A 13,425-nucleotide genomic window follows, 5' to 3' on the forward strand; every position below is an offset into this window, starting at 1 on the left:
TATCTTCGGGTAGTTCTGTCACCCTGCGTGTTGCGTGCGTAGCCGGCCGGTGGACCTCGCTGACGCGACCTCAGTTCCGCCGTCTCCCGCGTCCGGACGGGGTGACGTCCGGGCGCGGGACGCGGACACGCGCTCAGCGTCCCCGGTACGTCAGCCCGTACCCGACCGGGTACAGCTCCTTCGCCGGGTCGTCGGCGCGCGCCACCGGGACCGGGAGCTTCCCGCGCGGGGCGGTGCGGCCGGCCAGGACCCGGGCCGCCGCCCGTACCTCGATGTCCGTCCAGCCGTACGAGGCGAGCAACGCGCCCACGCCGTCCGGGAGATGGGCGGCGTCGTACGGATTGCGCAGCGCCACCGCGACGACCGGGACGCCGCTCGCGACGAGCGCGGAGAGCAGGGCGCGCTGCGGGCTCGTCGCGGTCAGGTTGTACGTCCCCACCACCACGGCGTCCTTGCCGGAGGCGGCCGCGACCGCCGCGTCCACGGTCGCCTTGCCGGGGGCCGTCCCGGTCGCCAGCGCCTGGGTACGGAAACCGAGCCCGGCCAGTTCGGCGGCGAGGACCCGGGTCGGCGGGCCGTCCGAGCCCGAGGGCGAGGCCGCGTCCGCGCCGACCACCAGCAGCTCGCGGTGGGAGCGGCGCGAGAGCGGCAGCAGACCCTTCTCGTTGACGAGCAGTGTCGTGGTGCGCTCCGCGATCCGGTCGGCGGCGGCCAGGTGCGCGCGCGTGCCGACCACCCGGCCCACCGCCCGGTCCTGAACGTACGGATCGTCGAACAGGCCCCTTCTGCGCTTGAGTTCGAGGATGCGGGAGACCGAAGCGTCGATCCGCTCCTCGGTCAGCTCGCCGGAGCGGACCGCCGCGAGGACCGAACGGTGGGCCAGGCCGATGTCCGGCGGGTCGAGCAACTGGTCCACCCCCGCCTTCAGCGCGAGCACCGGCACCCGGTCGTCGCCGTACTTCGTGCGCACCCCCTCCATGCGCAGCGAGTCGGTCACCACCACGCCCTCGTAGCCGAGCTCCCCGCGCAGGACGCCCGTGACGATCGGCCGGGAGAGGGTGGCCGGATCGCCGGAGTCGTCGAGCGCGGGCACCATGATGTGCGCCGTCATGATGACGTCGATCCCGGCGGCCACGGCGGCCCGGAACGGCGGGGCGTCCAGCTGCTCCCACTGCGCGCGGGTGTGGCCGATGACGGGGAAGCCGTAGTGGCTGTCGGTCGCGGTGTCGCCGTGCCCGGGGAAGTGCTTCGCGGCCGAGGCGACGCCCGCGTCCTCCTGATAGCCCCTGACCTGCGCCGCGACCAAGCGTGCGACGGACTGCGGCTGCGAGCCGAAGGAGCGTACGCCGATCACCGGGTTGGCCGGGTTCACGTTGACGTCGGCGTCCGGCGCGTAGTCCTGCCGGATGCCGAGGGCGGCCAGCTCGGCGCCGGAGATGCGCGCCGCCTCCCGGGCGTCGGCGACCGAACCGCCCGCGCCGAGCGCCATCGCGCCCGGCAGCTGCGTGGCGGGCTTCCCGACCCGGGCGACCGCCCCGTGCTCCTGGTCGGTCGAGACGAGCAGCGGCACCGGGACGCGCAGGGCGAGGCCCGCGCGCTGGATGCCGTTGGAGAGGGCGGCGGTCTGCGCCGGATCGCGCACGTTGTGCGCCCACACGAAGTAGATGATCCCGCCGAGGTGGTACTTCGCGACCAGCTCGGCCGGCGTGCGGACGCCGATCTCCTTGAGGTTCGCGTCGATGTCCGCCTGGTCCGGGTCGGTCGCCGAATGGCCGTAGACCCGCATCACGAAGAGCTGGCCGACCTTCTCCTCCAGCGTCATCCGCTCCAGCAGCCGCCGCGTCGAGCTGTGCGGCCGGGGCGCCGCGCCGCTGCCCCGGGCCGGTGCCGCCGCCGCGTCCGTCCCCGGGGCTGCCGCCACCGCGTGCGTCCCCGGGGCTGCCGCCGCCGCGCTGCCGCCGAGCACGGCCTGCGCCCCGAGGACACCCGCCCCCGCCGCCCCGGCCACGAGCACCCGGCGTCGGGCCGGACCCGGACCGCCCTCCTCGCGTCCGTCCTGACGTCCGCCCCGCGCCTCGTCCGCTTCCTGCCGCCTTCTGCGCACCCGCGTTCCCTTCGTGTGCCTGCCGTGGCCGTCGTGGCCGTCGTGCCTGTCCGCGCCCTGCCGCTCGTAAGGTCGTCGCACCGTCATTCAGTACGTCCGTATGCCAGTACGCCTGTACTGCCGTCCGACGATCTGAAAATAACTTTCGAAGCCTTACGGATAACCTGAAGGTAATTACCAGTCAAGAGGGCGTGCGCGAGCGCGTCCGGACGGAGTACAAGCCGTCCACGGACGTGGGCGTGTGCGAGGGCGGGGGCTTGTGCGGGGGCGGGCGAGCGGCAGGGGGCGCCCGCTGTGGAAAGCCGGAGTCAAGTCCGGTCATCGTCAGGAAGGATCATCCGTCCGTACGATCGGGTCCGTGACGCGACGCGAGAACCTGGCACTGATCAGCGGCAGTACGCGGGCCGGCTCGACCAACACGGCCGTGGTGCTGACCCTGCCGGAACTGCTCGGGGACGCGGTCCGTCCCCTGCCGTACCTCGATCTGGGGAAGCTCCCGCACTTCAGCCCGGACGACGACGTCGAACCCCTGCCGCCCGAGGTCGCCCGGCTGCGCGCACTCGTCGCCGAGGCCCACGCCATCCTGTTCTGCACCCCGGAGTACGCGGGAGACCTGCCCGGCTCGTTCAAGAACCTGCTGGACTGGACGGTCGGCGGGACGGAGATCGTGGACAAGCCCGTCGGCTGGGTCAACGCCTCCTCGTCCCCGACGGGGGCCCAGGGCGCGCACCGGGCCCTGCGCACCGTCCTCGGGTACACCGGCGCCGCCGTCGTCGACGCCGCGTGCGTGCGCGTCCCGGTGCCCCGGTCCGCCGTCGACAGCGGCACCGGGAAGATCAGTGATCCCCTCGTGCGCGAGGGGATCACCGAAGCCGCCCGCACGCTCCTCGACGCGTGTCGGTGAGGCGCGTGCCGGTGAGGCGCGTGTCAGTGAGGCGCGTGCGGTGCGGAGCGTGCGGGCGGTGCCGGGCCCGGCCGTGCGTCAGGCCGACTCGCTGAGCAGCCGTCCCAGGTAGAACGCGCCCGCGGCCAACTGCTCGGGCAGCGCGACCGCCTGCGGGTACCAGCGCTTCTCGTACTCCCAGCACAGCCAGCCGTCCCAGCCCTCACGGGTCAGGGTCTCCACGACCTCGGTCAGCGGCAGCACGCCCGCGCCGAGGGCCAGCGGGGTCGTGTCCTGCGCCGAGGCGATGTCCTTGACCTGCACGTACCCCAGGTACGGGGCGAGCGCGAGATAGGAGTCTGCGGGCTGCTCGCCGCCGAGCCACGTGTGCATGACGTCCCACAGGGCGCCCGTCGACTTGTGGCCCACCGTGCCGAGGACGCGGGTGGCCGCCGCCCCCGTGCGGTGCGAGTCGTGCGTCTCCAGCAGGATGCGGACGCCGAGTTCCGCCGCGTACTCCGCGCCGACGCCCAGCCGCCGCGCCGCCGTCGCGTCCGCCTCCTCCTCGCTCTGCTCGGTACCGCCGCCGGGGAACACCCGGACGAAGGGGGCGCCCAGGTCCCGGGCCAGTTCGAGGAGGGCGCGCAGCTCCGCGATCCGGGGCGCGTCCTCGCCCGGCTCGGCCATCGCGACGTAGCCCGCGACGCCGACGATCTCGATCCCGGCCGCCGCGAACTCGCGGACGGCGGCGGCCCGTTCCTCCGCCCCGACGCCCGGGTGCAGCGGCTCCTCGGGGTGGGCGCGCAGCTCCACGCCGTGATAGCCGTTGTCGGCGGCCAGCCGGACCACCTCGGGAATCGGCATCCCGGGCACGCCCAGGGTGGAGAACGCCAGTTTCATGCCACAGCTCCTCGCTCGTTCCATGTCCTGCCGACCGATCTGCCGACCGATCTGCCGACCGATCTGCCGGCCGGCCTGTCGACTGAACCTGCCGACCGGCCTGCCGCCTGATCTGCTGACTACTGAACTACTGACCCGCCGGCCGGCTCGCCGACACCCGCCGGGCCCTTCCGGGGGCGTGCCGATTCCTTCCCGGGCCGCGCGCACGTCACCCTACGGGCAGGTCAGAAGCGTCCGGGCCGCACCGGGCCCGCCCGCTCCCCGTGTCAGTCCCCTGCCCTCGGGGCGGCCGTCGAACCGCGTACCGTCAGCTCACCCGCGGCCAGGGCGACTCCGCCCTCCGGCGGCGTCTCGCGGCCCGTCGCGATGCGGCCCGCCCGCGCCCCCGCCTCGTGCAGCGGCAGCCGTACGGTCGTGAGCGCCGGGACCGCGTCGACACTGAACGGCAGATCGTCGAAGCCCGCGACCGACACGTCCGCCGGGATGCGCAGCCCGCGCTCGCGCAGGGCCGCGCACGCGCCGAGCGCGACCGTGTCGTTGGCCGCGACGACCGCCGTCATCCGGTCCGTCCGGCCGGCCGCCGCCCCCTCCTGCGAACGGTCGAGCAGCTCCAGCGCCGCCCGGTGGCCCGAGGCGCGGTCGTACGGCCCGTGCAGCAGGAGCGCGGGATCGTCGGCGAGAGCGGCGGCGGCCAGCGCCTCGCGGTGGCCCTCAAGGCGGTGCCGCGTCGTCGTGCGCTCCCTCGGGCCCGCGATGTAGCCGATCCGCCGGTGCCCCAGACCGATCAGGTGTTCCGTGAGGGCGCGGGCCCCGTCCCGGTTGCCGAAGGTCAGTGCGGTCAGCAGCCCGGACGTCTCGGGCGCGCTCTCCTCCTCGGCGGCGGGCAGCGGCGGACGGCCCAGCAGCACCACGCGCGTCCCGGCCGCGACCAGTTTGCGCAGCTTCCCCGCCACGGCGTCCCCGTGCTCGGCGGACTCGACCGCGCCGCCCGTCAGCACGACCGCCGCCGCCCGCTGCCGCTGGAGCAGCGTCAGGTACGTCAGTTCGCGCTCGGGGGAGCCGCCCGTGTTGCACACCACGGCCAGCCGCTCGCCCCCGGCCCGGCCGCCCGGACCGCCGATCTCCGACTGCACCGCGCTCGCCAGGATGCCGAAGAACGGGTCGGCGATGTCGTTGACCAGCACCCCGACCAGGTCGGAGGTGGCCGCAGCCAAAGCACTCGCGGGCCCGTTGAGCACGTAGTCCAGCTCGTCCACCGCTCGCAGCACCCGGTCCCTGGTGCTCGCGGCGACCGGGTAATTCCCGTTCAGCACACGGGAGACGGTCGCGGGGGAGACCCGCGCGCGGGCCGCCACGTCCGACAGGGTCACGGTCATCTCGTCCTCCTGGCCATCAGGAGGCCAGTCATACCAGGCATCGCCGGGGGTGTTGCCCACGGAGCCGTCCAGAGGTTAGCTTCAAGGCGTCTAGAAAGCGCTTGCTATCACCTTCGGCGCACTCCAGTACGCCCCTGCCGCCCGGCCCGGAGACCGGCGGGCCCGGGGGCCCCGGGAAAGGACCTTCGTGGAACGCAGGACGGTGCACATCGCCATGAACGGGGTGACGGGGCGCATGGGCCACCGTCAGCACCTCGTCCGCTCGATCCTCGCGCTGCGCGAGCAGGGCGGGCTCGACCTCGGCAACGGCACGGTGCTGTGGCCCGAACCGGTGCTGGTGGGACGCCGCGAGGACGCCCTGCGCGCACTCGCCGAACGGCACGGCCTCACGCGCTGGTCGACCGACCTCGACGCGGTGCTCGCCGACGACAGCGTCGAGATCTACTTCGACGCGCAGGTCACCTCCGCCCGCGAGGAGGCCCTGAAGAAGGCGATCGCCGCCGGAAAGCACGTCTACACGGAGAAGCCCACGGCGACCGGCCTGGACGGAGCGCTCGAACTCGCGCGGCTCGCGCGGGCGGCCGGCATCCGGCACGGCGTCGTCCAGGACAAGCTGTTCCTGCCGGGCCTGCTCAAACTCAAACGGCTCCTCGACGGCGGTTTCTTCGGCCAGGTCCTGTCCGTACGCGGCGAGTTCGGCTACTGGGTGTTCGAGGGCGACTGGCAGTCCGCGCAGCGCCCGAGCTGGAACTACCGGCGCGAGGACGGCGGCGGCATCGTCGTCGACATGTTCCCGCACTGGGAGTACGTCCTGCACGAACTGTTCGGCCGCGTCACCTCCGTCCAGGCGCTCACCGCGACCCACCTGCCGCAGCGCTGGGACGAGCAGGGCAAGCCGTACACCGCGACCGCCGACGACGCCGCCTACGGCGTCTTCGAGCTGGAGGGCGGCGCGGTCGCCCAGATCAACTCCTCGTGGGCGGTGCGCGTCCACCGCGAGGAACTCGTCGAGTTCCAGGTCGACGGCACCGAGGGCTCCGCCGTCGCGGGGCTGCGCGAGTGCCGCACCCAGCACCGCTCGGCGACCCCGAAACCGGTGTGGAACCCGGACCTTCCCGCCACCGAGAGGTTCCGCGAGCAGTGGCAGAAGGTCCCGGACAACGGGGAGTTCGACAACGGCTTCAAGGCGCAGTGGGAACTCTTCCTGCGCCACGTCTACGCCGGGGCGCCCTACCACTGGGACCTGCTGGCCGGGGCGCGCGGCGTGCAGCTCGCCGAACTGGGCCTGCGCTCCTCCGCCGAGGGCCGCCGCCTCGCCGTACCGGAGGTGACGCTGTGACCGGCGCCGTCACCCCGCGCGTCCTCCACCTCCCGGGCGCGGACGGCGCGCTGCGCCCGCACACGCCGGGGGCCGGGGCGCGCACCGCCCCTCCCGCGCCGGGGGCGGCGCCGCTCGCCTCCCGCATCGTCTTCTCCGCCGCGCACGTCGTCGCCGACCCCTACGCGGACATCAGCGCCGACGACCCGGCCGCCGTCGACTGGGACGCGACCCTCGCCTTCCGCCGCCACCTGTGGGCGCAGGGCCTGTCGGTCGCCGAGGCCATGGACACCGCGCAGCGCGGCATGGGCCTGGACTGGCCGGCCGCCGCCGAACTCGTACGCCGCTCGGGCGCCGAGGCACGCGCGGTGGGCGGCCGGATCGCGGCCGGCGCCGGAACCGACCAACTCCCCTCCCAGCCCGGCAAGTCGCTGAGCCTGAACGAGATCCGGGCCGCGTACGAGGAACAGCTGGAGGTCGTGGAGGGGGCCGGCGCCCAGCCGATCCTGATGGCCTCGCGCGCCCTCGCGGCCGTCGCGAAGGGCCCGGAGGACTACCTGTCCACCTACGCCCACCTGCTGCGGCAGTCCACGGCGCCGGTGATCCTGCACTGGCTCGGCCCGATGTTCGACCCGGCGCTGAGCGGGTACTGGGGCGCCGACGACCTGGACGCGGCCACCGACACCTTCCTCCAGGTCGTCGCCGAGCACCCCGACAAGGTGGACGGCGTCAAGATCTCCCTGCTGGACGCGGACCGCGAGGTCGACGTACGGCGCCGGCTGCCGAGCGGGGTGCGCTGCTACACGGGCGACGACTTCCACTACCCCGAGCTGATCGCCGGGGACGCGCGCGGCTTCAGCCACGCCCTGCTCGGCGTCTTCGACCCGCTGGGGCCGCTCGCCGCCCAGGCCGTCCGGGTCCTGGACACGGGGGACGTCGACGGGTTCCGGGCCCTGCTCGACCCGACCGTCGCCCTCTCCCGGCACCTGTTCCAGCGCCCGACCCGCTTCTACAAGACCGGAGTGGTCTTCCTGGCCTGGCTCGCGGGACACCAGGAGCACTTCACGATGGTCGGCGGCCTCCAGTCGGCGCGCTCGCTGCCGCACCTGGCCCGCGCCTACGAACTCGCCGACGACCTCGGCCTGTTCCCCGATCCCGAGCGGGCCGCGTCCCGGATGCGCTCACTCCTCGACGTGTACGGGGTGGCGCGATGACGCGCGAGGCGACGGACGGCGCCCCGGCCCTGGCGCACGAGCGGTTCAGTATCAACCAGATGACCGTCAAGCAGCTCTCGCTCCCGCAACTCGTCGCCGAATGCGGTGCGTCGGGGGTGCGCGGGGTCGGACTGTGGCGCGAACCGGTCCAGGCGTACGGGGTCGAGGCGGCGGCGAAACTCGTACGGGACGCGGGACTTGAGGTCACGACCCTGTGCCGGGGCGGCTTCCTCACCGCGCGCGAGGACGGGGCCAGGAAGGCCGCGCTCGCCGACAACCGGGCGGCGATCGAGGAGGCCGCGACGCTCGGCACGAAGGTCCTCGTCCTGGTCAGCGGCGGACTGCCCGAAGGGGACAAGGACCTCACCGCGGCCCGACAGCGGATCGCCGAGTCCCTGGCCGAACTCGGCCCGTACGCGGCCCGGTTCGGGGTACGGCTCGCGATCGAACCGCTGCACCCCATGTTCGCCTCGGACCGCTGTGTCGTCTCGACCCTGACCCAGGCCCTGGACCTCGCCGCGCCCTTCCCGGCCGAACAGGTCGGCGTGTGCGTCGACACGTACCACGTGTGGTGGGACGACCGGGCGCCCGGCCAGATCGAGCGGGCCGGACGCGAGGGCCGGATCTGCACGTTCCAGCTCGCCGACTGGATCACCCCGCTGCCCGCCGGAGTCCTCAACGGACGCGGCCAGATCGGCGACGGCTCGATCGACATGCGCGCGTGGCGGCGACGTGTGGAGGCCGCCGGCTACACAGGACCGATCGAGGTCGAACTGTTCAACGACGAGCTGTGGGCCACGGACGGCCGCGAACTGCTCGCGACGACGGTAAAGCGGTTCGCGGAACACGTCTGGTAGCGCCCGGGGAATTTTCCTTCCGCCCGTACAACCCTTTGCCCACCAGCCCTGTCGTACTGGGTGTCGGCAGAGCTTCGGGGGGATTCCGGGGGGGATCTGGAAGCGCTGCCACGGGGGTGGGGGAACACCCGAAGGAGCCCGGTTCGGTGACGAACCGGGCTTTTTCACGTCGCGGCGACCACCCCGGGACGCTCAGGCGGACAGCTCGATCCGGTAGTACCGCACCCGCTCGTCACTCCGGACGAAGCGCAGCCCCGCCGCCTCCAGCACGTACCGGGAGGGCGCGTTGCCGTGGTCGGTGTCGGCCTCCACAGCCCGTACGCCCTGGCGCCCGGCCAGCTCCAGCAGCGCGCGCAGCGCCTCGGAGGCGTACCCGTGCCCGCGCGCGGCGGGCACCAGCCCGTAGCCGACACGGACGGTGCCGTGGGCGTCGGCGGGGCCGTGGAAGTCGATCCCGCCGATCGCCGTCAGGGGGCCGCCGGGCGAGGTCTCGCGCAGCCGGATCTCGTACGCCCCGAGCGGCCGGGGATCGCGCCCCCGCGTGCACAGACCGAGGAAACGCCGTGCGGCGGACAGGTCCCCGCCGCCCGGATAACCGCCGTCCACCGCCTCCCCACCCTCCAGAAGACGTGTCGCCTCCTGAGGAGTGAGCGGGTGCAGCGCGAGGCGACGTGTCGTCAGGTCGACGGCTCGGGCGGGCAGGTGCGGGAGGTGGCGCTCGGTGTCGGACACGGGAAGCAGTGTGCCTTCGGGACGGGACCGCTCGCGAGCCGTTTCGGCGCCCGGGTGGGCGGGGGCCTCGCGGCCGGCGTCTCGTCCCGCCTCACCCCGACGTCCAGGCTCCCAGAAGCTCCTGCGGGCCCAGGTGGCGGACGTCGCCACCGGCAACGCACCCGCTGCGGGCCACGGCCAGCAGCGGCGTCGTGTCGTCCGCCCCGGGCAGCTGGGCGCGATGGGCCACCAGGCGCGAGAGATCGCGCCCGTCGAAGGGTTTGTCCTCCAGCCACTTCACCGAGCCGACCACACTGATCCTCTTCGCCACGGGGGAGCGGTCCGCGCCCACGAGGTCGATCTCCGGATCGTTGGTACGGGTCCAGTACCCGCCGACCACGTCGGTCCCTGGGGGCAGGAGCCCGTCATCCGCACCGAGGCGCCACAGGGCCTCCCGGACGACCGGCTCCACGGCCCGGCCCCGCCACGAGGTCCAGCCGGCGCGGACGGTGTTCAGGACGCGGTCGCCCCTGCCCCGCTCGACGGCCGGGATGCCCGGTCCGACGAAGGAGAGCCAGAAGCGCAGGTACGAGTCCTCGATGCGGTAGCGGGTCTCCCTGCTGGGACGGGTGGACAGGGGCAGTTCGGCCGCCACCAGGCGGCGGTCGGTCAGCGTGCCGAGGGACCGGGTCAGCGAGGTGGCCGGTATGTCACCGGCCGCTCGCCTGATCAGCGTGAAGGTGCGCTCTCCGTTGCCGATGGCGCCCAGCACCCCGCGGGCCTGGGTCTCGCCCGGGAACTCGGCCGCCAGCGCGCGCTCACCGCTGACCAGCAGGGCGGAGGTGGGCCTGCGCAGCGCCTGGCCGAGGTAGTCCCACAGCCCCGTCCCCGGCTCCCACTCCTCCAGCACCAGCGGAAGCCCGCCGGAGACGAGGTACGCGTCGAACGCCTCGGCGGCGGGGAGGCGCAGCATCGCGGAGACGTCGGCCGGGTTCAGCGGTGGCACCACCATCTCGGTGCCCCGCTGGTAGAAGGGGCGGCCATAGGTGTTGAGCTTCTCCATCATCGCGAGGTCCGAGCCGATGAGCACGAGAAGCACGGGCAGTCTGGACAGCGTCCGGTCGAAGACCTTCTGGAGAGCCCCCTCGAAAGCCGGGTCGTCCCGCACGAGACAGGGCATCTCGTCCAGCACGACGACACTCGGCCTGTCCGTGGGCAGTGCGGAGGCCACCAGGTCGAGAGCCGCGTCCCAGGTCCGGGGCGTGGGGAAGTCCTGTAGACGCGCGGCTTCCGGCAACGCGGAGCGGGACGCCTCCGCCAGGAAACCCGCCAGGTCCTCGCCCCTGGAGCCGCCCACCGCGGTGAAGAACAGGTGCGGGACCCCGGCCCGCCCCACGAACTCCTCGATGAGCCGGGACTTGCCGACCCGCCGCCGCCCCCGCACCAGGACCGCCCGGCCCGGCCGCCCCGTCCGTCCACCCGCCCGCACGGTGGAGAGCAGATCCCTCAACAGGCCCAACTCGTGATCACGCCCGATGAACCCGTTCACGGCACCCCTCCCTCGGTACGTGGTCATACCTGGCCGATCGAAGACGGATCGGATGGTATCACTGAGGATACTATCCTCGATGATAGTCTCCTGCGGGAACCGGAACGGTCCGCACTCGGCGTTCCGCTCCCCGGCGCTCTCCCGCACTCTCCGGCCGTGTCCCGCGCTGTCACCCCCCGGCGATACCGTCGCCCCATGGCCAGTACCGACACCTCCGGGACCTCCGGGCAGTCCGCCGGGTCCGCTCTCGCCGTGCTCGAAGCGACGCTGGAGCGGATCACGTACGCGAACGAGGAGACCGGGTACACCGTCGCGCGCGTCGACACCGGGCGCGGCGGCGGGGATCTGCTGACCGTCGTGGGGGCGCTGCTCGGGGCGCAGCCGGGGGAGTCCCTGCGGATGCGTGGACGCTGGGGCTCGCACCCGCAGTACGGGCGGCAGTTCGTCGTGGAGAACTACACCACCGTGCTGCCCGCGACCATCCAGGGCATCCGGCGCTACCTCGGCTCCGGGCTGGTCAAGGGGATCGGGCCGGTGTTCGCCGACCGGATCACCCGGCACTTCGGCACCGACACCCTCGACATCATCGAGCAGGAGCCGAAACGGCTCATCGAGGTGCCCGGGCTCGGGCCCAAGCGGACCGCGAAGATCACCGCGGCCTGGGAGGAGCAGAAGGCCATCAAGGAGGTCATGGTCTTCCTCCAGAGCGTCGAGGTGTCGACCTCCATCGCCGTGCGGATCTACAAGAAGTACGGGGACGCCTCCGTCGCCGTCGTCAAGAGCGAGCCCTACCGGCTGGCCGCCGACGTGTGGGGCATCGGCTTCCTCACCGCCGACCGCATCGCGCAGGCCGTCGGCATCCCGCAGGACAGCCCGGAGCGCGTCAAGGCGGGCCTCCAGTACGCCCTTTCGCAGTCCGCCGACCAGGGCCACTGCTACCTCCCCGAGGAACGGCTCATCAGCGACGCGGTGAAGCTCCTCGCCGTCGACACCGGTCTCGTCATCGACTGCCTCGGTGAACTGGCCGCCGATCCCGAGGGCGTCGTACGCGAACAGGTGCCGCCGGACACCGAGGACGGGGAGCCCGTGACCGGGGTGTTCCTCGTGCCCTTCCACCGCGCCGAACTCTCGCTCAGCGGGCAGCTGCGCCGGCTGCTCGACGCGGACACCGACCGGCTCGCCGCCTTCCAGGGCGTCGACTGGAGCGCCGCCCTCGGCTGGCTCGCCCGGCGTACCGGCGCCTCGCTCGCCCCCGAGCAGGAGGCCGCCGTGCGGCTCGCGCTGACCCGCAAGGTCGCCGTCCTCACCGGCGGCCCCGGCTGCGGGAAGTCCTTCACCGTGCGCTCCGTCGTGGAACTCGCCCGCGCCCGCCAGGCCAAGGTCGTGCTCGCCGCGCCCACCGGGCGGGCCGCGAAACGGCTGTCCGAACTGACCGGCGCCGAAGCCTCCACCGTGCACCGGCTGCTGGAGCTGAAGCCCGGCGGAGACGCCGCCTACGACCGGGACCGCCCGCTCGACGCCGACCTCGTCGTCGTCGACGAGGCGTCGATGCTCGATCTGCTGCTCGCCAACAAACTCGTCAAGGCGGTCGCGCCCGGCGCCCACCTGCTGCTCGTCGGCGACGTCGACCAACTGCCCTCCGTGGGCGCCGGGGAGGTCCTGTCCGATCTGCTCGCCGAGGGCTCCCCGGTACCCGCCGTCCGGCTGACCCAGATCTTCCGGCAGGCCCGGCAGTCCGGCGTCGTCACCAACGCCCACCGCATCAACTCTGGTGCGCAGCCGCTCACTCAGGGCCTGGACGACTTCTTCCTCTTCGTCGAGGACGACACCGAGGAGGCGGGCCGCCTCACTGTGGACGTGGCCGCGCGGCGGGTCCCCGCGAAGTTCGGGCTCGACCCGCGCCGCGACATCCAGGTGCTCGCCCCCATGCACCGCGGCCCGGCCGGAGCGGGAGCCCTCAACGGGCTGCTCCAGCAGGCCATCACCCCCGCCCGGCCCGGACTGCCCGAGAAGCGCTTCGGCGGCCGGGTCTTCCGCGTCGGCGACAAGGTCACCCAGATCAGGAACAACTACGAGAAGGGCGCCAACGGGGTCTTCAACGGGACCGTCGGCGTCGTCACCGGCCTCGACCCGGAGGAGCAGCGGCTCACCGTCCTGACCGACGAGGACGAGGAGATCCCCTACGAGTTCGACGAACTGGACGAGCTGTCCCACGCCTACGCCGTGACCATCCACCGCTCCCAGGGCAGCGAGTACCCGGCCGTCGTCGTCCCCGTCACCACGAGCGCCTGGATGATGCTCCAGCGCAATCTTCTGTATACGGCCGTCACCCGCGCGAAGCGGCTCGTCGTGCTGGTCGGCTCGCGCCGCGCCCTGGCCCAGGCGGTCCGGACGGTTTCCGCAGGCCGCAGGCACACCGCCCTCGATCACCGACTCGCCGGACGGCCGCTGACCGGCCTACGGTGAGGGAGTGTCGTGAAGATTCCGGGGCCCTGGGCGGGGGCTGCCGCGAC

The 13,425-nt window shown here is 73.2% G+C and carries 10 protein-coding genes; 5 read left to right on the forward strand and 5 right to left on the reverse strand.

The features are described from left to right. Window positions 1–133: 133 nt before the first annotated feature. Window positions 134–2,191: a glycoside hydrolase family 3 protein gene (locus AB0J21_RS07070; RefSeq protein WP_363144817.1), complete on the reverse strand. Its 2,058-nt coding sequence runs from the start codon at window positions 2,189–2,191 to the stop codon at window positions 134–136. A 271-nt stretch (window positions 2,192–2,462) separates the two neighbouring features. On the opposite strand from AB0J21_RS07070, the gene AB0J21_RS07075 reads away from it, so the two are divergent. Next, window positions 2,463–3,008, forward strand: a complete 546-nt coding sequence (locus tag AB0J21_RS07075) for an NADPH-dependent FMN reductase (protein ID WP_363144818.1) — start codon at window positions 2,463–2,465, stop codon at window positions 3,006–3,008. A gap of 78 nt (window positions 3,009–3,086) precedes the next feature. On the opposite strand, the gene AB0J21_RS07080 is transcribed toward AB0J21_RS07075, so the two are convergent. Together AB0J21_RS07080 and AB0J21_RS07085 are read right to left on the reverse strand one after the other, a co-directional pair. After that, window positions 3,087–3,887 carry a sugar phosphate isomerase/epimerase family protein gene (locus AB0J21_RS07080; protein ID WP_363144819.1) on the reverse strand — a complete coding sequence of 267 codons (801 nt, stop codon included), beginning with the start codon at window positions 3,885–3,887 and terminating at the stop codon, window positions 3,087–3,089. Window positions 3,888–4,153: 266 nt separating this feature from the next. Then, window positions 4,154–5,263 (reverse strand): LacI family DNA-binding transcriptional regulator, encoded by a 1,110-nt coding sequence (locus AB0J21_RS07085; protein WP_363144820.1) that lies wholly within the window; start codon window positions 5,261–5,263, stop codon window positions 4,154–4,156. 187 nt (window positions 5,264–5,450) lie between these two features. Here AB0J21_RS07085 and AB0J21_RS07090 point away from each other — a divergent pair, with 187 nt between their 5' ends. The 3 genes from AB0J21_RS07090 to AB0J21_RS07100 are packed head-to-tail and all read left to right on the forward strand — an operon-like array spanning window position 5,451 to window position 8,652. Then, window positions 5,451–6,602 carry a Gfo/Idh/MocA family oxidoreductase gene (locus AB0J21_RS07090; RefSeq protein WP_363144821.1) on the forward strand — a complete coding sequence of 384 codons (1,152 nt, stop codon included), beginning with the start codon at window positions 5,451–5,453 and terminating at the stop codon, window positions 6,600–6,602. After that, entirely contained in the window at window positions 6,599–7,795 is a 1,197-nt protein-coding gene (locus AB0J21_RS07095; protein WP_363144822.1) for a dihydrodipicolinate synthase family protein, read from the forward strand. The genes AB0J21_RS07090 and AB0J21_RS07095 overlap by 4 nt, the downstream gene beginning before the upstream one ends. Further along, on the forward strand, window positions 7,792–8,652 hold the full coding sequence (locus tag AB0J21_RS07100; protein WP_363144823.1) for a sugar phosphate isomerase/epimerase family protein: 861 nt from the start codon (window positions 7,792–7,794) through the stop codon (window positions 8,650–8,652). The genes AB0J21_RS07095 and AB0J21_RS07100 overlap by 4 nt, the downstream gene beginning before the upstream one ends. Window positions 8,653–8,844: 192 nt before the next feature. Here the strand turns inward: AB0J21_RS07100 and AB0J21_RS07105 are convergent, their stop codons facing one another. Beyond that, window positions 8,845–9,384, reverse strand: a complete 540-nt coding sequence (locus AB0J21_RS07105) for a GNAT family N-acetyltransferase (protein WP_363144824.1) — start codon at window positions 9,382–9,384, stop codon at window positions 8,845–8,847. 91 nt (window positions 9,385–9,475) lie between these two features. Beyond that, window positions 9,476–10,912, reverse strand: coding sequence for an ATP-binding protein (locus AB0J21_RS07110; RefSeq protein ID WP_363144825.1), 1,437 nt, complete (start codon window positions 10,910–10,912; stop codon window positions 9,476–9,478). A 195-nt stretch (window positions 10,913–11,107) separates the two neighbouring features. Between AB0J21_RS07110 and AB0J21_RS07115 the strand changes: the two genes are divergently transcribed. Beyond that, complete coding sequence (locus AB0J21_RS07115) at window positions 11,108–13,378, forward strand: ATP-dependent RecD-like DNA helicase (protein WP_363144826.1); 2,271 nt, start codon at window positions 11,108–11,110, stop codon at window positions 13,376–13,378. Window positions 13,379–13,425 lie beyond the last annotated feature (47 nt).

It is taken from the genome of Streptomyces sp. NPDC049954 (genome assembly GCF_040656295.1).
Taxonomy (GTDB): domain Bacteria; phylum Actinomycetota; class Actinomycetes; order Streptomycetales; family Streptomycetaceae; genus Streptomyces.

Bases quoted from the DNA above. Each gene is read 5' to 3' on its own strand.
- AB0J21_RS07070 (WP_363144817.1), bottom strand. From the start codon at position 2,191: ATGACGGTGCGACGACCTTACGAGCGGCAGGGCGCGGACAGGCACGAC.
- AB0J21_RS07080 (WP_363144819.1), bottom strand. From the start codon at position 3,887: ATGAAACTGGCGTTCTCCACCCTGGGCGTGCCCGGGATGCCGATTCCC.
- AB0J21_RS07085 (WP_363144820.1), bottom strand. From the start codon at position 5,263: ATGACCGTGACCCTGTCGGACGTGGCGGCCCGCGCGCGGGTCTCCCCC.
- AB0J21_RS07100 (WP_363144823.1), top strand. From the start codon at position 7,792: ATGACGCGCGAGGCGACGGACGGCGCCCCGGCCCTGGCGCACGAGCGG.
- AB0J21_RS07115 (WP_363144826.1), top strand. From the start codon at position 11,108: ATGGCCAGTACCGACACCTCCGGGACCTCCGGGCAGTCCGCCGGGTCC.